General features: G+C 56.8%; 17 protein-coding genes. 9 read left to right on the top strand and 8 right to left on the bottom strand.

Annotation, left to right across the window (positions count from 1 at the left end):
• Positions 1–59 precede the first annotated feature (59 nt).
• The 8 genes from panP to G491_RS0103595 all read left to right on the top strand — a co-directional run bounded on the left by panP (position 60) and on the right by G491_RS0103595 (position 11899).
• Positions 60–1709, top strand: a complete 1650-nt coding sequence (panP, locus tag G491_RS0103630) for a pyridoxal-dependent aspartate 1-decarboxylase PanP (protein WP_028313607.1) — start codon at positions 60–62, stop codon at positions 1707–1709.
• A 634-nt stretch (positions 1710–2343) separates the two neighbouring features.
• Positions 2344–3312 (top strand): TAXI family TRAP transporter solute-binding subunit, encoded by a 969-nt coding sequence (locus G491_RS0103625; protein WP_028313606.1) that lies wholly within the window; start codon positions 2344–2346, stop codon positions 3310–3312.
• 120 nt (positions 3313–3432) lie between these two features.
• Positions 3433–5166: a TRAP transporter permease gene (locus G491_RS0103620; protein WP_028313605.1), complete on the top strand. Its 1734-nt coding sequence runs from the start codon at positions 3433–3435 to the stop codon at positions 5164–5166.
• Between the two features lie 159 nt (positions 5167–5325).
• Entirely contained in the window at positions 5326–7824 is a 2499-nt protein-coding gene (locus G491_RS33335; protein WP_051327013.1) for a sensor histidine kinase, read from the top strand.
• A 1-nt stretch (position 7825) separates the two neighbouring features.
• Positions 7826–8464, top strand: a complete 639-nt coding sequence (locus G491_RS0103610; RefSeq protein ID WP_028313604.1) for a response regulator — start codon at positions 7826–7828, stop codon at positions 8462–8464.
• A 140-nt stretch (positions 8465–8604) separates the two neighbouring features.
• A complete protein-coding gene (locus tag G491_RS33330) occupies positions 8605–9822 on the top strand; it encodes a PP2C family protein-serine/threonine phosphatase (RefSeq protein WP_051327012.1) in 1218 nt (405 codons plus the stop codon).
• Positions 9823–9934: 112 nt separating this feature from the next.
• On the top strand, positions 9935–10486 hold the full coding sequence (locus G491_RS0103600; protein ID WP_028313603.1) for a cytochrome c3 family protein: 552 nt from the start codon (positions 9935–9937) through the stop codon (positions 10484–10486).
• 18 nt (positions 10487–10504) lie between these two features.
• Complete coding sequence (locus tag G491_RS0103595; protein ID WP_028313602.1) at positions 10505–11899, top strand: multiheme c-type cytochrome; 1395 nt, start codon at positions 10505–10507, stop codon at positions 11897–11899.
• A 101-nt stretch (positions 11900–12000) separates the two neighbouring features.
• On the opposite strand, the gene G491_RS0103590 is transcribed toward G491_RS0103595, so the two are convergent.
• The 8 genes from G491_RS0103590 to G491_RS0103555 form a co-directional block, all read right to left on the bottom strand.
• Complete coding sequence (locus tag G491_RS0103590; protein WP_028313601.1) at positions 12001–12405, bottom strand: hypothetical protein; 405 nt, start codon at positions 12403–12405, stop codon at positions 12001–12003.
• Positions 12406–12588: 183 nt separating this feature from the next.
• Positions 12589–13476 (bottom strand): methylenetetrahydrofolate reductase, encoded by an 888-nt coding sequence (locus G491_RS0103585; RefSeq protein WP_028313600.1) that lies wholly within the window; start codon positions 13474–13476, stop codon positions 12589–12591.
• Between the two features lie 49 nt (positions 13477–13525).
• Positions 13526–14176, bottom strand: coding sequence for a methylenetetrahydrofolate reductase C-terminal domain-containing protein (locus G491_RS0103580; RefSeq protein WP_028313599.1), 651 nt, complete (start codon positions 14174–14176; stop codon positions 13526–13528).
• A complete protein-coding gene (locus tag G491_RS0103575; RefSeq protein ID WP_028313598.1) occupies positions 14173–17307 on the bottom strand; it encodes an FAD-dependent oxidoreductase in 3135 nt (1044 codons plus the stop codon). Before G491_RS0103575 ends, G491_RS0103580 begins: the two co-directional genes overlap by 4 nt.
• Positions 17307–17792 carry an NADH-quinone oxidoreductase subunit NuoE gene (gene nuoE, locus G491_RS0103570; RefSeq protein WP_015947324.1) on the bottom strand — a complete coding sequence of 162 codons (486 nt, stop codon included), beginning with the start codon at positions 17790–17792 and terminating at the stop codon, positions 17307–17309. The genes G491_RS0103575 and nuoE overlap by 1 nt, the downstream gene beginning before the upstream one ends.
• A complete protein-coding gene (locus tag G491_RS29310; protein ID WP_051327011.1) occupies positions 17782–20418 on the bottom strand; it encodes a molybdopterin-dependent oxidoreductase in 2637 nt (878 codons plus the stop codon). Before G491_RS29310 ends, nuoE begins: the two co-directional genes overlap by 11 nt.
• 96 nt (positions 20419–20514) lie before the next feature.
• Positions 20515–21390, bottom strand: coding sequence for a methylenetetrahydrofolate reductase (locus G491_RS0103560; RefSeq protein WP_028313596.1), 876 nt, complete (start codon positions 21388–21390; stop codon positions 20515–20517).
• A gap of 77 nt (positions 21391–21467) precedes the next feature.
• The gene (locus G491_RS0103555; protein WP_028313595.1) at positions 21468–22043 is read right to left on the bottom strand and encodes a response regulator; all 576 of its coding nucleotides are present in this window, start codon (positions 22041–22043) and stop codon (positions 21468–21470) included.
• Between the two features lie 397 nt (positions 22044–22440).
• On the opposite strand from G491_RS0103555, the gene G491_RS0103550 reads away from it, so the two are divergent.
• Positions 22441–23379 carry a sensor domain-containing diguanylate cyclase gene (locus tag G491_RS0103550; RefSeq protein WP_051327010.1) on the top strand — a complete coding sequence of 313 codons (939 nt, stop codon included), beginning with the start codon at positions 22441–22443 and terminating at the stop codon, positions 23377–23379.
• The last annotated feature ends 70 nt before the right edge of the window (positions 23380–23449 follow it).

The following is a 23449-nucleotide window of genomic DNA, read 5'->3' as shown; positions in this document are numbered from 1 at the left end:
GGGGCGGAAATGAGCGACCGCCCCGGTTTTTTGGGCTTCACATTAAGGGGAAAGGGAGCATGGACCGGACATCCGAGGCACAGCGCAGGGAACTTGTAGCCAACCGCGAAACCTTGAAGCGCATATTCATCATGCGCGAAGACGACTCGGCCAAAGCCACCTTGTTAAAATACATGGAGCAGATTTTTTTCGGGCTCCAGGATTTTTTAAGAGATCACGTGGGCATTACCGAAGAACGCAGCCTGCGTGAAATGGCCTCCCGCTTCCAAAACAGCCTGATCAGCGAACAGCCGGAAAAAAAACTGGCTGACGTCATCACCGAACTGGTGGAAGACATCGCTCCCCACGCCGTAAACGTGGCCTCGCCTTATTTTGTGGGCCACATGACCTCCGCCATGCCGTTTTTTATGGTCCACCTCGCCGCTTTTGTGGCCGCCCTGAATCAGAACGTGGTCAAGCTGGAAACCTCCAAGATCGTCTCCATTGTCGAAAAACAGCTTCTGGCTAAAATTCACCGGATGATCTACCAACAGAACGACGCGTTTTACTCCCGCCACATCCAAAGCGTGGATACGTCTTTAGGCGGATTCACCGAAGACGGCACCCTGGCCAATATGACCGCCCTATGGGTGGCCCGAAACAACATCCTGAATCAGGCCGAAGGCTTCGCTGGCGTGGAGCAGGAAGGCATGTTCGCCGCGTACCAGGCTTTGGGCATTGAGCGGATGGTGGTGCTGGTTTCCCAATTGGGGCATTATTCGCTGCGCAAGGCGGCGGGCCTTCTTGGGTTGGGCAATAAAAACGTCATCGGCCTGCCCATTGACGCAAACAACCGGGTGGACGTGGACGCCATGGCCAGGGCCGTCAAGGAAATCAACTCCGATCCCAAAACCCGGATTATGGCCGTGGTGGGCATCGCGGGCGCGACCGAAACCGGGTCCGTGGACCCCTTGCCCAAGATCGCCGAAATCTGCGCCGAGCATAACATCCATTTTCATGCGGACGCTGCATGGGGCGGCCCGACCCTGTTTTCCGAAAAATACAAGTATCTTCTGGAAGGCATCGACATGGCCGACTCGGTGACCATCGACGGGCACAAACAGTTTTACATGCCCATGACCTGCGGCATGGTGTATTTTAAAAATCCCTGGGCCATGGACGCCATCGCCTATCATTCCACCTACATCGCCAGGCCGGGCTCCGTGGATTTGGGCATCAAATCCCTGGCCGGCTCCAGAGCCTCCACCTCCCTGATCCTGGACAGCGCCCTTAAGGTGATGGGCGTCAAAGGCTACGGCATTCTGGTGGAGCACGGCATCGGGCTGGCCAAGCAATTCGCCAAGGAAATCCGGGCCAGGGAGGATTTTGAACTGGTCACCCCGCCGGAGCTGAACATCCTCACCTATCGGTACGTGCCCAAGCGTTTGCAGGAAAGATTGAAAAACGCCGAGCCCAAGGAAGTCGTCAGAATCAACCAATGCCTGAACGCCTTGAATATCGTGCTGCAACGGGATCAGCGCGAGGCCGGAAAGAGCTTCGTTTCCCGGACGACCTTCCGGCGGCCGCCTGAGCAAGGCGGAGACGTGGTGGTTTTGCGGACTGTGTTAATGAATCCCATGACCCGCCTGCGCATTCTCAAGGAAATCCTGGACGAGCAGGAGCAAATCTGCCAGACCAAGCTGGGCAAGGCCTTCGGCGCCATTTGCTAGCCTCTTCCGCCCCGGCGGGGAAGCCAGGATGGGGAAATCAATTATTACCATGCTTCCTATCTTTTGGATAACGCCGGCATCGTAGGTTGGGTAGAGCCCCGCGAAACCCAACAAATTCCGCCGCGAAGCGGCATCCTTGTTCTTGGGCGGCGCCGGCAGAGCAGTATCCTGCCAGTGTGCGCAGCATACGTTTTTTCAGGCCGGGAATGGGGACGATGGTAAAAAAAATAAAAAAGCCATTGTAGCAGGCGCCTGATCTGTCCGGAATGACCGTTAATCCTGCAATTTTACCGCGAAGCGACCCGACGAAACAATGCCAAGCCGCTTGATGAACGAAAGTCCACCTTTTATTTCCCCCCTTGTTTTCTGCGCCTTCTACGGTTAGAACAAATAATCGGAGGGGCTGAATAACGTCCGGGAGGAAATGCAGCGCCTTGGAGATCCCGGCGAGATTTCACCTCAAAACATCTTTGTCAGAAAATTTCTTACACAGGAATCAGAGTTCCAAGAATTTTCCTGAGCCCTATCCTTAATATATGATGAGTCCATCGTGGGTATTTCCGTCCCCTCGACCGGAACGGCAGGGGGATCAACTTTTATTCCAAAACAATCAGACGAGCAAAAGGAGCGTGTCATGAAAAAGCGGTTAGTTTTCTTGTGTGTGGTGATGACGGCGATGGCTCTTTGCCTGGGCGGATCCACCGCCTTCGCCAAGATGTACAAGTTTTCCGGCGGCCCTTCCGGCGGAACCTTTCAGTACTATGCCAGCGCCATTACTTCTCTGACCAAGGATTCATTGAAAGGCTCGGGCATCAAGGTCCTGGCCAGCTCCTCGGGCGGATCCATTGAGAACATCCGGCTGATCAACGCCAACCGGGCTCAGATGGCCGTCGCCTATTCCGGCCATGTTTTCCAGGCTCGCAACGGCAAGCTGAAGAATGACGACCGCAAGTACGAAAACGTTTTGGCCATGTGCTATTTTTACGGCGCCCCGGCCCAGTTGGTGGTGCGGGCCAACTCCGACATTAAAAAGACCACGGATCTCCAGGGCAAACGCGTGGGCGTGGGCAACGCCGGCTCCGGCGCCGCGGCCAATTGCGAACTGTTCTTCACCGAGCTGGGCATCTGGGAAAACGTGGATCGCCGCTTTCAGGGATACCGGGCTGCAGCCGACGCCTTCAAGAACAAGCAACTGGACGCCTTCTGGGTTTTCGTGGGCTATCCCAACGCCTCCGTTATTGAAGCCGCCCTCCAGACCGACATCCGCCTGATCGACGTTTACAAAGACGCCGAAGAAATCGGCATGTTCAAAAAATACCCCTACTTCTCCAAGGTTGTCATTCCCGCCGGCACTTACAAAGGCGTGGACGAGCCCACCAACACCTTCCAGGATTCCTCCCTGTGGGTTGCAAGCCCCAGCCTGACCGAAGAAGACGCTTACAAGCTGCTTTCCACGGTCTTCAGCGATGAAGGCCTGAAGTTCATGGTGGAAACCCACAAATCCGCCAAGGCCATGAGCATTGAAAACGGCATCAAAGGCATCATTACTCCTTTGCACCCCGGCGCCGAAAAGTTCTGGCGCGAGAAAGGCGTATTGAAATAACAGCAGAAATTTCCGGGGCCGTCCTTCTGGGGCGGCCCCGCCCAAGCCCGGGGCAGAGGGCGTTTCCGGGAAAAAGACAGGAGTCCCGGGCTTTCCGCAGGGGAAGAATACAGGTGAGCCATGTACGATACACTTAATCGCTTTGAAAAAGTTATATTCAGCCTCATGTCGGTTTTTCTGGTGGGGTTTTATTCGTATTCCGCAGTGCTGCGACCGGCGGCCAACCAGTTTCATGTGGGCATATATGTTGTCATCACGTACATGCTTATTTTTCTTCTCTACAAGAGCAAAATTCCTTTTTTGCGGGTGCTCGATTACGTGCTGATAATCCTGTCCGCTTTGGTGTGCGGCTATTTTATGTATAATTACGAGGCCCTGAACTACCGGGCCGGCGCCGAAACCGACTTGGACAAATACGTGGCCGTCGTGGGCGTCCTCATAGGCATCGAGGCGGCGCGCAGGGCGGTGGGATTTGTCTTTGTGATCATTGGAATCATCATGATTCTCTACGGCGTCTACGGCATGTACATGCCGGACCTCATCGCCCACCCCGGGGACACATTCATCGGCATCTGCACGTTCATTTATTATCAGGCGGATGGCGTGTTCGGCATCATGGCCAACGTGCTGGCCACCTATGTTTTGCTGTTCGTACTGTTCGGCGCCTTTTTGGAAAGCTCCGGGGCGCAAAAGTTTTTTATCGATTTTCCCCTGGCCGCCGTGGGCCATCGCGTGGGCGGCCCCGCCAAGGTGGCGGTCATCGCCAGCGCCATGTTCGGCTCCATTTCCGGCAGCGCCATCGCCAATACGGTTTCCACGGGCGCCTTCACCATTCCGCTTATGAAAAAGGCCGGGTTCCGACCCCACGTGGCCGGAGGCATTGAGCCCGCCGCCTCCATCGGCGGCATGTTCATGCCGCCCATCATGGGCGCAGGCGGATTCATTATGTCCGAGTTGACCGGGGTGCCGTATTCCAGAATCATGATCATAGCCATATTTCCGGCGCTCATGTATTTTTTCAGCGTGTTTGTCATGATTCATTACGAAGCCAAGATTCATAATATCCGGGGCGATAAGTCGGAGATCGGCGCAAAAGAGATTTTAAAAAAGGAATGGTATTACACGGTCCCGCTTCTTTTAATCACCGCACTCATGCTGATCGGCTATTCCCCCGGCTTTGCGGCCGTCTTGGGCATCTGCTCCTGCATTCTGCTCAGCTGGGTGAAAAAAGATACGCGCATAGGTTTAAAAGGCTTTGTGGAGGCTTCCCGTCAGGGCGCGGAAAGCAGCCTGAAAGTCGGCGCCACCGTGGGCGTCATAGGAATAATAATCGCCGTACTAACATATAGCGGTCTGATTCTGACATTTGCCGATATCGTCATAGACATTGCCGGTGGACGCCTCTTTCTGACCATCCTGCTAATTGCACTGGCCTCCCTGATCCTGGGCATGGGGGTTCCCGTCACAGCGGCCTACCTTATCACTGCAGTTGTGGCCGTGCCTGCGCTCACCCATTTGGGCGTAAACGAAGTCGCGGCTCACATGATCGTCTACTGGCTGTCCCAGGATTCCAATATCACGCCTCCGGTGTGCATTGCGGCCTTTGCAGGGGCGACCATCGCCCAGGCCAATATGTGGCGGACGGCTTTCGCCTCTTTCAAGTTCGCCAAATTTTTGTACCTGGCGCCCTTCCTGTTTGGATACGTGCCGGGATTCTCCCTGAACGGGTCTACCGGAGACATCATCAAGGCCATGGTTCTCATCGTATTTGGGACTTGGTTCTTTGCGTATCTTTTGAGCGGGGCCTGGTATTACACCCTGTTCAAAAAAGAGCCTGCTCCGTACAGGGATTAAAAGAAAACACGGCCTCACGGCCATTATAAGGAAGACCGGAGCGCCCCTGGCGCAGGCCTTACCAATCGCAGTCATTCCATTTTTTCATTGGCTTGGAAATGCTCCGGTGATATTTATCCCGGAGCATTTTTCCGTAATGACAATAGGGACCGGCGAAGAATGGCCAAACGCTCGAATAAAAAAGAGAGCCCGGAAGGCGCCCTGAGGCGGATCGTCTCCGTGCTTGCCCTGCTGGCGTTTTTGTCCATTGTTACGGGCGGGGTGCTTTATGTCTCCTTTCTGCAAAAGGCCGCAGTTTCCGAAGCCGACCATCAGGCCGTCAATCGGATCAAACTGGTCGCCAGGCACCTTTCCGATTCCCTGACCGAAAATGAGAGACCCGTAAAGACCCTGGCGGGCATGCGGCGTATCGTCAGGGCGCTGGAAACCACGGACCTGGAAGCCACCGAACAGGCCAACAGGATTCTGGACCATTTCAAGGAAACCCTGAACGCAGACGTCTGCTACCTTATCGACGTCACGGGCCTGACCATAGCCTCAAGCAACCGCCATTTTACGGACAGCTTCGTGGGCAAGAACTTCGGGTTCAGGCCATACTTTCAAAAGGCCATGGAAGGCCGCACCGCCACCTATCTCGCCCTGGGTTCGGTCTCGGACAAGCGCGGAGTGTATTCCAGCCATCCGGTCATGGGCTCGGACGGCGAGCTTGCGGGCGTGGTGGTCATCAAGGCCCTGGTGGATTTGATCGAAAGCTCCCTCACTTCCCGGCCCGAAGAGGACGTCCTGGTGGCGGATCCCAACGGCGTGGTGTTCATTTCCAGCAAAAAGCAATGGCTTTTAAAGACCCTTTGGCCCCTTAATGAAAAGCAGATCAATCAGGTCCGGGACTCCCAGCAGTTCGGTCCGGGCCCCTGGTCCTGGATCGGATTCAGGCCCACCGACTCCCCGGATACGGTGGAGCTGAAAGGCGCCCGCTTTCTGATGCATGAAGAGCCCATCCGCTTTTTTCCGGGATGGTCGGCCTATTACATCCAGAGCGAGGAGGCCATCTCGCAGCGGGTGTCCAGCAACCTGTTCCGGGTGACCGGCATCGTGGTCATTACCAGCATCGTGCTGGTGGGGCTGTTGGTGTTTTTGCTTTACACCCGGGCTTTGGTGGAGATCAATCGCCGAATAATGGCGGAAGGCGCCTTGCGACAAAGCGAGGAGCGGTATCGCGCCATTTACCACAATACGCCGGCCATGCTTCACTCCATCAATTCCAAAGGCCGGCTGGTCAGCGTGAGCGACCACTGGCTGAAGGCCCTGCAATACGAAACCGGGCAGGTGATCGGCAAGCATCTGGGGGATTTCATGACGCCGTCCTCCGCCGAGTACCTTGGGGAAACCATGATGCCCGAGTTCCTGCGCACCGGGGAATGCATTGACGTCCCGTATCAGTTCGTCAAGAAAAACGGCGAGGTGATGGACGTGCTGCTTTCGGCCATTGGAGAGCGGGACGAGGAGGGAAACTTTGTGCGCTCCCTGGCCGTATCCGTCGACGTGACCGAGCAGAAAAAAGCCCAGGAAGCCCTGAACCAGGCCCAGGAGAAGCTCAGTCAGCATTCCCAGGAACTGGAGCGGCAGGTTTTTCGCAGGACCGAGGAAATTTCCAGCATCCTCAAGTACACTCCCAACCTGGTTCATATCAAGGACGCCGACGGCCGTTACATTATGGTCAATCGGCGGTACGAGGAAATTTTCGGCATCTCCAACGAGGACGTTCGAGGCAGGACGCAGCACGAAAGCATGCCCAGGGAGTATGCGGACGCATTCCGGGAGGTGGACCACCGGGTTTTGAGCGAAAAAAAGCCGGTTCGGTCGGAATATGTGGTTCGGGTGGACGGGGAGGACCACAGCTATTTGTCCGTAAAGTTTCCCATTTACGACGAGCAGGGGCGCATCCACGCCATCGGCGGCATCTCCACGGACGTCACCGAGATAAAAAAGGCTCAGGAAGCCCTGCGGCGCCTGTCAAACCGCATGATCATCAGCCAGGAGGCCGAGCGCCAGGCCATTGCCCGGGAGCTTCACGACGAGCTCGGCCAGATCCTCACCGTGCTTCGCATGGACGCGGTCTGGTTTAAAAAGCGGTTGAAAGATTCCGACGCCGCCACGCAGGAGCGGGCCTCGGCCATGTGCGAATTGATCGATAAAACCATCGAGGATGTGCGAGGCATAGCCGTGCGCCTGCGGCCCGGAGTGTTGGACGACCTGGGCCTGGTGGACGCCCTGGAATGGTACACCAGCGATTTTGAGCGCCGCACCGGCATTACGTGTATTTTTGAGCATGACAATATTCCCAATCTGGGCAACGCCATTTCCACCGCCGCTTACCGGATCGCCCAAGAGGCGCTGACCAACGTGGTGCGCCATGCGTCCACGGACCGGGCGGATGTAAGCCTTTCCTTTGATCAGGAGGAGTTCACCCTGATAATTTCAGACAACGGGGTGGGATATGACGGCGGCATGGTGGAAGAATCCGAAGGCCTGGGCATCGCCGGCATGAGGGAGCGGGCCATGCTGGCCGGTGGAACCTTGGAAGTGGAAGCGGGCGAGGACGCCGGGAGCCGGATTATTTTTCGGATTAAGGTTTCCGGGGCGAATAAGGAGAAGTAGCATGATACGGGTTTTGCTTGCAGACGACCATGTAATAGTCCGGGCGGGCTTGCGCCGGATTATTGAAGACAGCGAGGACATCAAGGTCATCGTGGAGGCCTCCAACGGCAAGGAAGCCATTGACCTTACCCTGGAGCATTGCCCGGACGTTGCGGTTGTAGACATCTCCATGCCCGGCATGGACGGCCTGGAGGTGGTCAGCAGGCTGCACGCCGAACTTCCCGACCTGCCCATGCTTATCCTGACCATGCATGAAGAAGAGCAGTACGTGGTGCGCGCCATCGAGGCGGGCGCCATGGGGTATATGACCAAAAAATCCGCGCCGGAACAGCTTGTCACCGCCATCCGAAAGCTGCATTCAGGAAGCCGCTTTCTCACCGAAGAGGCGGCCGAGCTTCTGGCCTTGCGGGTTTCCAGGTGGTCCAAGGGGGGGTCGCTTCTGGACTCCCTGTCGAAAAGGGAATTGCAGGTCTTGCGCCACTTGGCCTCCGGCCATACGAACCGGGAGATTGCAGACTCCTATCACATTAGCGTTAAAACCGTGGACACCTATCGCGCTCGTCTGCTAAAAAAACTCAACCTGCGCAACAACGCGGACATCTCTCGGTTCGCTATTCAGAACAACTTGATCAATCCTTAAGCAAAACCGGACCTTGCCGGCTGTTTGTAATATTGGAAATTTGCATACGTTGTATTCATGTCCTATATTTATAATGGGAGTTTTTATAATTCCTAACCCATAATTTTTTCTGGCCCGGACAACCGGGCTTTTGAGGCCGGATGACACAGGAAATCAAGGAACTCAAAGAATCCAGGGAGTTTTTAAACCTGCTCCTGAATAACATCAACACAGCCGTGCTGGTGGTTAACGAAGAAATGCGCATTCAGCAGGTGAACGGATTTTTCAAAAGCCTTTTCGGCATTTCCGATATGGAGGATCCGGACCTTACCTTCGGCCAGGTTGCGGGATGCACTTTTTCCGTGGAGGAAAGCAAAGGCTGCGGAAACACCACCAAGTGCGCTCAATGCGCCTTACGGAAAAACCTGGTCAACGCCCTGCTCAGCGAGGTGCCCGCGGACAAGGTTTCTCTTTCACGCACCTTTTACATTGACGGCGTTCCCCAGGAAAAACACCTGGAGTTTTCCACCCGCTACATTCGCTTTCATGACCGGCCCATGGTGCTGGTTCTTATCTACGACGTCACGGAGCTGACGCTTCAAAGGATGCGCTTGAGCGAGAAACAGGAGCAGGTGCAGCGGGATTTAAAGAGCGCCGCGCTGATTCAAAAAGGGCTGCTGCCCACCTCCGCGAATTGTCAAAACGGCCTGGAACTGGGCTGGAAATTCGCTCCATCCACCCATGTGGGAGGCGATATTTTCAACGTCCTCCAGGCCCCGGGGCCGCTGACCGCATTGTACATGGTGGACGTGTGCGGCCATGGTGTGGCCGCTTCCCTGGTGGCGGTGACCATCTCCCAGCAATTGCAAAACCTGTCGTGCCGCCATTGCGGGGGCGCTCTTCCCTTGCCTCCCGCAGCCGTCCTGAACGAGTTGGAAGAGGTTTTTCCCTTTGAACGTTTCGACACCTTTTTCACCTGCGTATACGCCCAGGTGGACGAGGCCAGAGGCTTGGCTGCGGTCTCGGCTGCCGGGCATCCCGCGCCTTTATTGATCAAGCGGCACGGAACCGTGGAGAAAATTGCGGCCAAAGGCCCGGCAATAGGCCTGGGCTCCTACAGCAAGTACGAGCAAGCCATGGTGGATTTCGGCCCGGGGGATCAGATTTTGCTGTACACCGACGGCGTGACAGAAGCATTGGGGATGGATGACACCCGCTTTGGGACGGAGCGGCTTTTGGAAATCGCCGCAGAGCATGGGGGGCGCCCTCCCCAGGAATTGGCCGATGCGGTTTTTAAGGCGGTCGCCCAATTTGTGGGGCCTGTGGGCTTTGATGACGACGTGAGCATTATGACTGTGAGATATATGCCAGCCTATTAATTCAAACTGCCGCTTGCCAGAGAATTTTAAGTAGAAAAAACCTTGACCTGCCTGTCCATGCCCCTTATCCTGAAGAACAGCATATAATCCTTTATAAAAAAAACGGGCGCTTATGAAGAGATATCTCAAATCTGCTTTGCTGATTCTTTTCGGACTGGTTGTCGCTTTTCCTTTGTTCAGCCTGACCTACTACACTATGGTGCGCACATCCACGCCTCAGTTTTGTGCGTCATGCCACGAGATCCGTCCAGCCTACGACTCCTGGAAGACATCCACCCACGTCAACAACGACAAAGGCTTTGTGGCCGATTGCATGGACTGCCACTTGCCCGCTCCCCACGACACCTGGGATTTCTTTTACGCAAAAACAATGCATGGCCTTAAGGACGTCGCCATGCATTTCGCCGGCGGCGAATACGACCGGGCTGAGCAGCGGGAAAAAGCCTACGCCGCCTTTAAAAACGATCAGTGCATGAAATGCCATCGCAACCTTTTGTATATCCCCAACAAGCGCGGCGCCATGTTGGCCCACCGGACCGTGGTCTACCCCCGGCCGGGATATGAAAAACGCTGCGTGGACTGTCATAGGAACCTGGTCCATGTGGATCGGAATGTATACGGTTACAGAGAAAATCAGCCCCCATACCGGGGCCTGGGACTTTAAATCAGATAGGGAGGCGTCATGAACCGGAAAATTTCCAAGCTCGTTTTACTCGCGGGCGTTTTGCTGTTGGTTTTGGCGTGGGGCGCCGTCACGGCCGCCGAGCAGGCGAACATGCCCAAGGCAAAGGAATTCAGGATCGAACGGAGCATGTCCAAAGAGGCCATGGCCTGCCTTCAATGCCACAAGACGGAACACCCGGGACTGTTTGCGGATTGGGCAGGCAGCAGGCATGCCAGCGCCAACATAACGTGTTTGGACTGCCATCAGGCGGAGGAGCATGACGCGGACGTCTCGCAAATTCATTATAAGCAATACGAGCGTGGGGACAACCCGTGGGGCAGCAAGGAATACCGCGTTCCCGTCGCTGCGGCGGTCACTCCCAAGGATTGCTCCCGTTGCCATCCGGACGAGGCGGTGCAATACTCCAAGAGCAAGCATGCAAACACCACGGAAATCATCTGGAAAATCGATCCGTGGCTGAACAATGGCATGAATTCCGATCTGGAGCGTCAGGCCGGCTGCCTCTACTGCCACGGCACGGTGCTTAAAATCAAGGACGGCAAGCTGGATCCCTCCACGTGGCCTAATGTGGGCGTGGGGCGCGTGAATCTGGACGGCAGCCTGGGAAGCTGCACAAGCTGCCACACCCGGCATCGCTTCTCTGTCATGGAAGCCCGCAAGCCCGAGGCCTGCGGCCAATGCCACCTGGGTCCGGACCATCCGCAAATCGAAATTTATACGGAATCCAAGCACGGGGATATTTATTCGGCGTTCGGCGACGACTATAACTGGAACGCCTCTCCCGGAACCTGGACGCCCGGGGTGGATTATCGCGGCCCCACCTGCGCTTCCTGCCATATGTCCGGCGCGGGGACGGTCATGACCACCCATGACGTCACCGAACGCCTGTCTTGGGAGCTCCAGGCGCCGTTGACCGTTCGCCCCCAGGATTTCAAACCCTTCCCGGCCCAGAACAACTGGCAGGAGGAACGGAGCAAAATGCAGGAAATCTGCATGCAATGCCACGGGAAAGCCTGGGTGGAAGACCATTACACCAAAATGGACGGCGTGGTCGGCGAATACAACGACGTGTACTTCAAACCGGCCAAAGCCAAGCTGGACGAACTCTACGAAAAAGGCCTGCTGGACAAATCCAAGTTTTTCGATGAAAGGCTTGAGGTGGAGTATTATGAATTGTGGCATCATGAAGGCCGCAGAGCCCGCATGGGCACGGCCATGATGGCCCCGGACTACGCTTGGTGGCATGGCTTTTATGAATGCAAAAAACGCTATAACAACTTTATGGAAGAAGCCAACCACCTGATTAAAACCGGCGAAAAAGCCTATGTGGCAAAAGACTATCCCAACGCCACGGGCGACACCACAAAGCCCAAGGAGATCTTCGGGCAATAAACCGGACGCAAATTGCATCAGCCAAAACGTATGAAATAAAAAAAGGGGCTTGGAAACAGGCCCCTTTTTTGCGTTATGATTTCTTTGGGAAAGCGCAGCGGCTATTTCGCCTCCCGCAGGGAGCTCAAAAACATGCCAATGCCGCCGAATAAAAGCACCAGGATCGTTAAAATGTCAAAGGCGCTCATGTGCTTCATGGTCAGGTGGATGCTGGTTATGACGCCCACTGTCAGCATGACCAGGGACGCTCCGGCCAGAACCCAGCCGATCAGGCTTTTCGAATTGTAAAAAATGTAGCCTATTCCAAAGATAAAGGGGATGAGGACCATGCCGCTGGTCAGGCGCATATTCCATGATCCCAGCCCGAATGTATAAAGTCCGTATCCCAGGCCGAACCCGCTGCGCACCGTAATGTTATCCAGGAACAAATATCCTCCGGCCACAATCATGATCAGCCCAAGGACAAATCTGCCCGTCCCTCCGCTCGTTCCTCCTGCTCCTCGCATAGAACCCGCTCCTTTTGCACTGCGTTGCTTTGGATCAGCCGCCCCCGCGGTTTGGATTGCCGGAACGCCTCGCCCCTCTGCGTTCCGGCCAAAATGTATCATGGAGAGGTCTGCAAAGCAAGACGCCGCATCAGGGACAAATCCCTGTTGCGGCGCGAGTCTTTGAATCGTTGTTATGGAATCTTAGAGCAAGCCTCCGGCGGCCATGATGTCCGGCACAAGCTCCTCCTTGCCGATGGCCATGATGTGCACGCCGTCGCAGATGTTTTCCTCCACGATTTGTTTGATCTGGCGGCCGGCTATCTCAATGCCTTTTTTAATGGCGCCGCCCTTGGGGGCCGAGGCCATTTCGTCGATGAACTCCTGGGGTACGGTCACCCCGGCCACGTTTTTGTTCATGAACCGGGCCATGGGCGCGGAGGTGAGGAGGATGATTCCTGCCAGCACCTTCACCGGGAACTGGCGGGCGTACTCCATGAAGTTCTTGAAGTTTTCCAGGTCGTAGACCGCCTGGGTCTGGATGAACTCCGCCCCGGCTTCGATCTTTTTCTCGAACTTGATCAATTGGGGCTGGATGGGGTTGGCCTCGGGCGTGACAATGGCGCCTGCGCAAAAGGATACGGCGCCGTCCAGTTCGTTCCCGGCCATGTCCTTGCCTTTTTCCAGCTTACGCACCGCCGCGACCAACTGGCTGGAATCCAGGTCGAACACGCCTTTGGCGGTTTTGTGATCGCCCAAAACCACGGAGTCTCCTGTCAGGCACAGCACGTTATTGATGCCCCGCTGATGGGCGAACAAAAGGTCCGCCTGAAGCGCCAGACGGTTCCGGTCCCGGCAGGTCATTTGCAAAATGGGCTCTCCGCCCATTTCCTTGACCATCAATGCCGCGCCCAGGGAGGGAAAGCGCATGACCGAACTCTGATGATCCGTCACGTTCATGGCGTCCACCTTGTCCTTGAGCAATTCAATATGGTGGGCCATTTTTTCAAGGTTCACGCCTTTGGGCGGTGCAACCTCGCTGGTGACCACAAATTTACCCTGGTCCAATGCCTGTTTGAATTTGGACGCCATGAGCGGACTCCTTTTTCATCAGGTTTGAAAAATCAAAGGACTGCCTGCCTTATCCTTCCAGCAGAATCTTGCCCGGAGACGGTTCGCCCTGGTGATTCCGGGGGGGCTGGAACCGTTTCATCAGGTCCAACTGCCCGATCTCGGCCAGGCGATTGTAGATCAATGTCCAGGCGCAATCCTTGTTTTTATCGATTTCGCATTTGCCGTTGTTGGTGCCGCCGCACGGGCCGTTGATCAGCCCTTTGTGGCAGGCCGTAACCGGGCAGATGCCGCCGGTTTCCCCCAGCACGCAGGTTCCGCACTGGGTGCACACTTCGTTGAACTGGCCCACGCCCGTTTCCTTGCCGATGAACAGAGTGTCCAGGGCCGGGATCACCATTTTTTGCAACTGGCTGGCGATGTTCTGGACGCCGAAAGCGCAAGACATGATAACCAGGGCGCTGGCCTGGTTAATCTGGCCGGAAAACGCCCGGAGGCCCTCGTGGGTCAGGTTATCGCAGGCCACGGGCAGGACCGTGGATCCGGTCACCAGTTTGCCTTTGGAAGCCAGATACTCCTGCATGGCCTGCACCTGCTCCGCGCCGCCTGTGTTGGTGAGGGTGGTGCAGGTTCCGCAGCCGAAAATGAACACCCTGTCCTGGTTTTCAAGCAGCCTGTCCAGTTCCTCGTCGGGTTTTTTTCGCGTAATGGAACGGATCATGAGGCTTCCTCCTCTCTTTCAAGGTCGCACCTAAGGCAGCGAACGGCTTCCCGCAACGCTTGCTCTCGGGTGAATCCCTTTTCGATTTCCCTGAAATCATGCGCCCTTTCCTGCGTATCCTCCAAGGCGACTTTGACGCGGGGCGCCTCCTTGCCGCCTTCTTCGTCCTCCAGGGCAAGGCCTGCGTCCTGTATCAACCTGGTCTTCCGGTCCGGAGTATGAACCCGGCCCTCGTCGCCGGAAAGGTACTTGTCTATGGCTATGGCGGCCCTGCGGCCGGAGGAAATGGCCCGGATGACAAAGGTGGGGCCGGTGGTAAAGTCTCCGCCGGCAAAGATGCCGGGGATGTTGGTGGCCAGCCTGTTTTCGTCCACGGCCAGGGTTCCCCACAAGGCCCGCTCCAACTGCTCGTCCTGGGAAAGGAAGGACATGTCCGCCGCCTGGCCGATGGAGATGATGACGTTCTCCGCCTCCACCATGCGAATTGTGGAGTCGTCGCAGGTGGGGTTGAACTTTCCGTCATCGTCAAAAACCGAATCGCACCGGGAGAATTCCACGCCCTGCACCTTTCCGGCTTCGCTGACTATCAGGCGCGGGCTCCAGCTGGGATTGATCACAATCCCTTCCTCCATGGCCTCGTCCACCTCTTTGTCCCAGGCGGGCATCTGGTCAAAGGATTCCAGGCAGAACACCTGCACGTCGGAGGCTCCCACCCTGAGCGCGGTGCGGGCCACGTCAATGGCCACGTTGCCGCCGCCGATCACCACCGCCCTGCCTGACAAGGACACAGGGTTTTCCCCTTTGACCTGGGTCAGGAACTGCAGTCCGTAGAACAAGCCGTCCAGGCCATCTTCCTCGCCGGGGATGCCGATGGTTTTGCTGGCCTGGGCGCCCGCCGCGATGAACACGGCCTTAAAGCCCGAGGCCATGAGATCGTTGACCGTATGGTTGGCGTCGATGGGCGAGTTGTATTGAATTTCAACGCCCTTGTTCCGGATGTATTGGATTTCCTGCTCAATGACATGCCTGGGCAGGCGGAATTCGGGCACGGTGATCCCCAGCATGCCGCCGCCTTTGGGCGCAGCTTCGAATACCGTGGCTTTGTACCCCATTTCCGCCAGGAAGTATGCGCAGGTAAGTCCGGCCGGTCCGGCGCCGACCACCGCCACTTTTTCCTCCCGGGTGACCGGGAAGGGCTCGGCTTCAACGCCCATGTTGTCAAAATACCAGTCCGTGGCGAAGCGTTTTAACAACCGGATGGCCACGGGTTCGTCCAGCTCCCCCCGGCGGCACTTAAACTCGCACGGATGGATGCAAATGCGGCCGCACACGGCCGGGAAGGGGTTGCGTTCCCGGATGATGTCCACGGCGTCCTGGAACCTGCCCCGGGCGATGGCCGCCACGTAATTGGGCACGTCAATGCCCGCCGGGCAGGCGTGCTGGCAGGCGGAAATCACCATGGATTTGCAGACCGCGCCTGCGCACCGGTTTTCCAGGATGTGGTCCTCGTATTCCTTGAGGAAATACTGGAGCGTGGATATGGCGGGCTTGGCGCAGTTCTGGCCCAGGCCGCACAGGGAGGCCTCGGTCATGGTCCGGCCGATTTCCTTGATGGTTTCGATATCCTCCAATTTGCCCCGGCCCGTGGTAATGCGGTTGAGGATTTCCAAAAGCTGGGTGGTTCCCAGCCGGCAGGGTGAGCATTTGCCGCAGGACTCGGACTGGGTGAATGCCAGGAAGAACCGGGCGATTTCCACCATGCAGTTGTTCTCGTCCATGACCACCATGCCGCCGGAGCCCATGATGGCGCCGATTTTCTGCAGGGTGTCGTAATCGATGGACAGGTTCAAAAATTGCGCGGGAACGCAGCCGCCTGACGGGCCGCCCATTTGCACGGCCTTAAATTTCCGGCCTTTGGGTATGCCGCCGCCGATGTCAAACACCACCTCGCGGATGCTGGTTCCTATGGGCACTTCCACGAGGCCCGTGTTGTTTACCTTGCCGGCCAGGGAGAAAATTTTGGTGCCCTTGCTGTTTTCCGTGCCCACCTGGGCGTACCAGCCCGCTCCGTTTTTCAGGATCAACGGCACGTTGGCGAAGGTTTCCACATTGTTGATGTTGGACGGCTTGCCGTCCACGCCGGATTGGGCGGGGAAGGGCGGCCTGGCCCGGGGCATGCCCCGCTTTCCTTCGATGGACGCCATGAGCGCGGTTTCCTCGCCGCATACAAAGGCGCCCGCCCCCATTTTCAGGGAAAGATCAAAGGAAAAACCGGTCCCCAGGATGTATTCTCCTAAAAGGCCAAGCTCCCGGGCCTGGGCGATGGCGCAGTTCAAATGCTCCACGGCTATGGGATATTCCTCCCGCACGTAAATGAATCCGTAGCGGGCGCCCATGGCGTATGCGCCGATGATCATGCCTTCGATCACCGAATGGGGATCGCCTTCCAAAATGGCCCGATCCATGAACGCGCCCGGATCGCCTTCGTCCGCGTTGCAAATGATGTACTTGGGATTGGCGGAAGACTGGCGGGCGAATTTCCATTTCAATCCGGCGGGAAATCCGGCCCCGCCCCGGCCGCGCAGCTTGGCGTCAATAACCTCTTGGGCGACCTGTTCGGGCGCCATGCCGGAAAGAACCCGAACCAATGCCTGATACCCCCCGGCCGCTATATAATGCTCGATGCTGGTGGGGTCGATCCTGCCGCACAGGGCCAGAACCCGGCGCTCCTGCTTCATGTAAAAGGGTATCTGGTCCCGGTAATAAATGGGCTTGTTGGTTTTTGGCTCCTTGTACGCCAAGCGGTCGATAAGCCTGTTTTGCTTGATAGTTAGGTCGATGATCTCCGCCGCATCCTCGGGGCCGACTTCCTGGTATTGGACTCCCAGGGGATCCAGGGCGATGACCGGCGCCCGAGCGCAAAAGCCGTGGCAGCCGGTGGAGCGCACCTCCACTTCCTTTTCCATGCCCTGGCGTTTGACCTCGTCCTGGAGCGACTGGAGAACCTCGGCGGCCCCGTACGCCCGGCATCCGGTCATGCAAACATGGATGACGTTCCGGGCCTGGCTTAGGGCGGCCTGCGTCTTGTTTCGGAGCCATTCCATCTGCCCGATGGAAGTGAGTTTATTCATTACCCATCCCCCTCGGTTTTTTCGTATTGTCCGATAACGTTATTGACCTTGTCCGGGGACAGCTTGCCGAAATAGGTCCGGTTGACCATCATGGCAGGCGCCACAAAGCAGGCCCCCAGGCATGCCACGGTTTCCAGGCTGAACTGAAAGTCCTCGCTGGTTTCCCCTTCCTCCAGATGCAGGTGTTTTTTTACGCTGGACAAAATGCTTTGGCCGCCCTTGACGTGGCAGGCCGTGCCCCGGCACACCCTCAAGACGTACTTACCTTTGGGCTTGAGGCTGAATCCCGCGTAAAAGGTCACCACGCCCTGCACTTCGGAAGGCGGGATGTTCAATGCCTCGGCGATCGGTTCAATGGACTCGGGAGGCACGTAGCCGAATTCCTCCTGCACGGCCTGGAGCAGGGGGATGAGCCCCCATTTGACGTCTTTGTATTCTCCGATGATGCCTCGCAGTTTGACCATGTCGATTTCTTTAGGTTTCATTGCTTTTCTCCACATTCACCGGAAAGGATTTACACCCGGAATAAACCGCGCCGGGCGTCTGTGAAATATCCAATAAGCCCGCCAGGGAATGGCCGGCCGCGCCCGCCGGCGTTCGCAACAGGCCTTCGGGAAATCCGAAAACCAGCTTGGCGGTTCCTTGCATGCTTCCCGTTTGCGATACCACCCTGACGGCGTCCCCGTTTTCTATGCCTAAACTCGCTGCGTCCGTGGGGGACATCTCAATGGAGGCCCGGCCGTCCCAGGCAATGATCCGGGAGGACTGGCCGGTTCGCGTGCCGGAACCCAGGTGCAAACGGATTGAACCTGCAATAGCCGTAAAATCAAAGCCCGCCGGAGGCTTTTCGCCGTCCCAGCACACGGGTGTGGTGAAGGCCATGGGTTGATCGTCCTGGAAGGCGTCTTTCACCCACGAAACCGGGGAAGTTAGGTATTGCTCCCCGTAGGATGGAATCAACCGGGCGATTTCCTTTTGAATGTCCCTGACATCCGAATACCGGGCGTCCATGCCCAGCTTTTGGGCGAGCATGGCCAGGATTTCCCAATCCGGCCGGGCGGCGCCGGGCAGGGGCAGGGCGGGTTTAAAGGATTGGACGCGGCCTTCCATGTTGGTGAAGGAGCCTGCCTTTTCGGCGAAGACCGCGCCCGGGAGAATCATGTCGGCCAGTTGGGCGGTTTCGGTCATGAGGATGTCCTGAACCGCCAGGAAATCCACCTTTTCCAACGCAGCCTTTACAAAGCCGGGATCAGGAAGGCTGCGCGCCGGATTTTCCCCCATGATATACAGGGCCTTTAAGTTGCCCTTGTCAGCCTCGCGAATCATTTGCACCAGGGAGAGCCCGGGATCCGGCGACATTTTGGATCCCCAGGCGCTTGCCCAGGTTTTGCGGGCTTTTTCGTCAGAGAGGGAAGAACGGCCGGGTAGGCCGTCCGGCGCACAGCCCATGTCGAGCGCGCCTAATTGGTTGTTTTCGCGATGTAAAATATAGATGCCGGAGGCGCCCTTATCCAGGCTTCCGGTAATCAAAGCCAGATTGACGACCGCGTCCAGGGTTTCCTGTCCTTTAGGCTGCTGGAGCACTCCCTGGCCGACGACAAAGGCGATTTTCTTGCCGGAAATCATCTCGGCGGCCTGCTCCAGTTTCTCCAGCTTCAGCCCGGTGGTCTTGGCGGCTCTTTCAAAGCTGATGGAGCTGAGCCCGGTCCTGAAAAAGGAAAAGCCCGTGGTGTTCTCGGCGGTGTAGGTTGCATCGTAAGCCTTTTTCTCCAGCAACAGGGCGGATATGGCGTTGACCATATCCAAATCCCTGCCGGGAGCGACGGGGAGGCGCAGGTTGGCGAAGCGGTTGAGGTCCGTCGGCAATGGGTCTGCGACTATGAGCGGGGTTCCGTTTTGCGCCGCCCTTTTGATGTGGTATCCGGCCACGGGCACGGAGTTTCCCGGGTTGGCGCCAATCACAAAGATCGCCTCGGCCTGCTCCAGGCCTTTTAAGGGGCGGGCGCGGAATCGGCCTCCAAGCCTTTGGTCCAATTGAGCCGCCAGGGGAAGGCCGAAAAGATGGCCGCCGCTGTCGATGTTGTTGGTTTCCAATAGGGAGCGGGCGATTTTCTGGAACAGGTAGTTTTCCTCGTTGGTGCATTTGGAGGAGCCCATAAAACCGATGGTTCGGGGGCCGTGCTCCTTTTTGACGGACAGGAGCTTTTCGCTGAGAATTTCAATGGCTTCCGTCCAGGAAATCTCCGTCCATTCCCCGTCCTTTTTGACCATGGGCGAGGTCAGGCGATGTTCGGATTGTAGAAAATCGTGGGCGAAGTGGCCCCGCACGCACAAGGTCACTCCGTTGACCGTGTCCGTTCTGGGGGAGGGCGTTACTTCCACGACCTGCCCGTCCGTAACGCCCAGGCTGACGGCGCAGCCCGCGGCGCAGAAGCCGCAGATGGACTCATGCTCCTTTTGGGGAGTTCCCACGTAGCGGACGTTTTTCATGGTCAGGGCGCCGGTGGGACAGAGGGAAACGCAGGTTCCGCAAAAGGTGCATTCGGATTTTTCCAAAGGCTGTTCGAACAGGGTCGCGGGCCGGGCGTCGAAACCCCGGTGGTTGTAGTCGATGGCGCCGGCGCAAACAAGTTCGTGGTCGGCCCTTATGCACTTGCCGCACAGGATGCATTTGGTCAAGTCTCTTATAATAAAAGGATTGGCCTGCTCGATGCCCTTGTAGTTGTGCATGGGGTAAAGGCCGGTCTGGCCAACGCCCAGTTGGGCGGCGATCTTGCGAAGGTCGCAGTGATTGCCCTTGGAGCAGACCAGGCAGGACTCGGGATGCTCGGCCATGATCAGCCGGATGATGTTCCGGCGATGCCGCACGACCCGTTCCGAGTGGGTTTGGATTTCCATGTCCTGGGAAACGGGCGTAACGCACGAGGCGAAAATCCGTCCGCTTTTGGCGTCCTCCACGATGCAGAGCCTGCACGCCCCAAACGGCTTTAGCTGGGGATGATGGCATAAGGTGGGGATGTCAACGCCCTGGGCGGTGCAGGCGTCCAGGAGGGAGGTTTCCGAGGAGCATCGCACGGTTTTCCCGTTGATGGCGAGTGTGACGTTTCTCAAGACTCACTCCTTTCCATGACCGGAGGCCTCTGCGGCCGCCGCCTGAAGGATCAGGAAACATGATGCGGAAGCGTGAGTGTTATTTTAAGGACCCGCCTAACGCAGTTTGGCGGCGTCCAGGTAATGCTTGAGTTTGTCGGTTCCGCCGATGCTGATGATGTGCACACCGTCGCACAGGTCTTTGAGGCCCTTGGCCAGATCGGCGAAAAGTTCTATGCTTGCTTTTTGCTTGTCCGGGGCTTGCGCCAGCTTTTTGATGACCCAGTCCGGCACCAGGCCCGAGCGAATATGGCGGTTGAGGAAGCGGGCCATGCCCGCGGTGCGCAGGATCATGAGTTCGGCGATGACCGGTACGCCGAAGGTGTTGGCCTGTTTGAGGAATTTTTCGAAGAGGTCCAGATCGAACACAGGAGTCGTGAGAAAGTATCCGGCGCCCACGCCTGTCATTTGCTCCATTTCCTTGAGCTCCAGCTCCGGGACGTTTCTGCCCCAGCCCGACTCCACGCCCGAGCCCAGCAGGAATTCCGCCCGCTTGTCCAGGGGCTTGCCTTCCACGCTGTGGCCTTCCCGCATGGATTTGAGCACGGAATCCAGCTTGCCCGCATCCACGTGGAAGAACATCATTTCCTGGAGGCTGTCTCCGGTAATGCGGTAATCCTCGGTGAAGACCAGGAGGTTTTCCACTCCGGCGTCATGGGCGGTGAGGAGGTCCTTTTGGAGCTGAATGCGGTTTTTATCCCGGGTTGTGGTCTGATAAATGGCGTCAAAGCGGTTTTCGTTCAGGATTTCGCAGGTTTTGACCGTGTCGCCCACAATGCCCTGGATGTCGGATTCCGCAATGGAAACCCCGTCCACCCGGCCGCGAATCTGCTTGAGGTTGTCCAGAAGCTCCTGGGGATTTTCGTCAAACGGGGCCTGAACTTCCGAGGTGACCACAAAGAGTTTTTTGTCCAATGCTTCCTTGAGTTTCATGCCTGCCTCCTTCCGGCCTTGGGGGCGGCCGAAGTTCGCTCCGGCGTCCGGTTTTTCCGGGAGACGCCGGCGGCGGATTATTCCTCAAGCCCGAGCAGGCGGGCCACCTCCCCCTTAAGCTGAGCCAGGGGCAAGGGTTTGGAAAAGCAGACGTCCGCGCCGTATTCCTTCATCTTGGCGAATTTTTCCTCGTCCAGATACGCGGACAGAACAATGATCTTGGTGTCTTTGGTTTCCTCGCCGGTTTTGATTTTTCGGCAGACTTCGTAACCCTTGATGTCGGGCATCATGATGTCCAGAATGAGCAGATGAGGCTTGAAATGGTTGACCTGCAACCCGGCCTCGAACCCGTCGGAAGCGGAAATGACCTCGTAGTCGAAGGCGTCTTCTTCCAGAGCCTGGACAATGGTTTCCACAATAATGGGGTCGTCGTCCACCACCAGGATGCGCTTTTTGACGTCTTCAGGCTCGGTGTCGGGAATGGGAATGCCCTGCTTGCGCATGAAGGCTTCAAGGTCGTCCTTTTTGATGCGCCGGTGTCCGCCCACGGTCTTGTAGGCTGGAATGTGGCCGGATTCGATCCAGTTGATGATGGTTTTGGGGGAAACGTTGCAGATTTGGCTGGCTTTGAAAACCGTGAGTATGTCTTCCATGGTCGGCCTCCTTGTGGTAGTGCAGGCTCGTTAATTTACATTTATTATAGTTTTTTTATTTAAGTCAAGAAATTTTTTTGGGCCTTCCCACATAAAATTTCCCTGCAATTTATCTATAATTACTATTAATTATTCATAATTATAAATAAATATATTTCTAAGGGGCATAATTATAATATTATAAATTCTAAAATAAGTATAATAAGTGAAATATGAAAAACGCCCCTACCCAAATCATCCGCCCCCTGGAAAAATCAGTCATCCTAAGAAAGGGCGGCGGCTTTTTAGAATAAATTGAACAGTAGTTGAAATTAAGGGCGTCCTCCTTTCTTTTCCTTGTAAAACTCCAGCAAAAAGGGTAGGATGCTCCCAAACCTCTGGGGGGAGAGTTCTTTTCATGCACCTGTTCAAAAAAGCCGACCTGACCGACACCGTTGATTTCTACAAAAGCCTGCTGGATAAAATGCTGGAAGGGGTTTATTTCGTAACCCCCGATCGCGTCATCACCTACTGGAATTCCGGGGCGGAGAAGCTCACCGGATACCGGGCCGAGGAAGTGACCGGCAAGACCTGCTCCGACAACATCATCATGCACGTGGACCGCTGGGGGCATAACCTGTGCGGGACCGGATCGTGCCCCGCCCAAAAGACCATGCAGGACGGCAAGGCCCGGGAAGTGGCCGTGTCCTATCACCACAAGGACGGCCACCTGGTTCCGGCGGTGGCCCGGTTCATTCCCTTCAGGGACCGGAGCGGGGCCATTGTGGGCGCCGTGGAAGTCTTTCACGACACCACCCCGCTCATGTGCGAGAAAGATAAGGCCGACAAGCTGCGCCGCCTCTCTCTGGTGGACTCCCTGACCAACCTGGCCAACCGGAAAATGGCCGAGATCCGTCTGGCCGCCAAGTTGAATGAGTTTTCCCGCTACGGCTGGCCCTTCGGCATCCTGTTTTGCGATGTGAACGACCTGAAGCAGGTGAACACCCTGTACGGCAGGCCCGTGGGGGACCAGGTTTTGAAAGCCATCGCAAGGACCCTGGAAGGCAATCTGCGCACCTCGGACTTCATCTCCCGGTGGGGGGACGACGAATTCCTCATCATCCTGGCCAACGTGGACAAGCAGACCCTGGCCAGGGTGGCCCAAAAAGTGGAAAGGCTGACCGCCAACACCAAGGTTCATCTGGATCCTCTGGACCGGGGCAAGGCCGTAAGCGTGACCAATTCCATCGGAGGCGTCATCGCCCAACCCAACGACACCGTGGAAACCCTTCTGGCCCGCGCCGACGAGCTCATGTACCGCAGCCGCCACGCCGGCGTTAATCAGGTTTCCGGATAGGGCGCCGCCGCAGGCGAAGCGCCTTGGGGGTGATGGTCATTCCTTTTCCCTGGCCGGGGAGGGGCCGGAT

Origin of the sequence: Desulfatibacillum aliphaticivorans DSM 15576 (assembly GCF_000429905.1) — a bacterium.
GTDB classification, from domain to species: Bacteria; Desulfobacterota; Desulfobacteria; order Desulfobacterales; family Desulfatibacillaceae; genus Desulfatibacillum; species Desulfatibacillum aliphaticivorans.
Note: the sequence above shows the minus strand (reverse complement) of the source record. Positions and strands in the feature narration are given on the sequence as shown.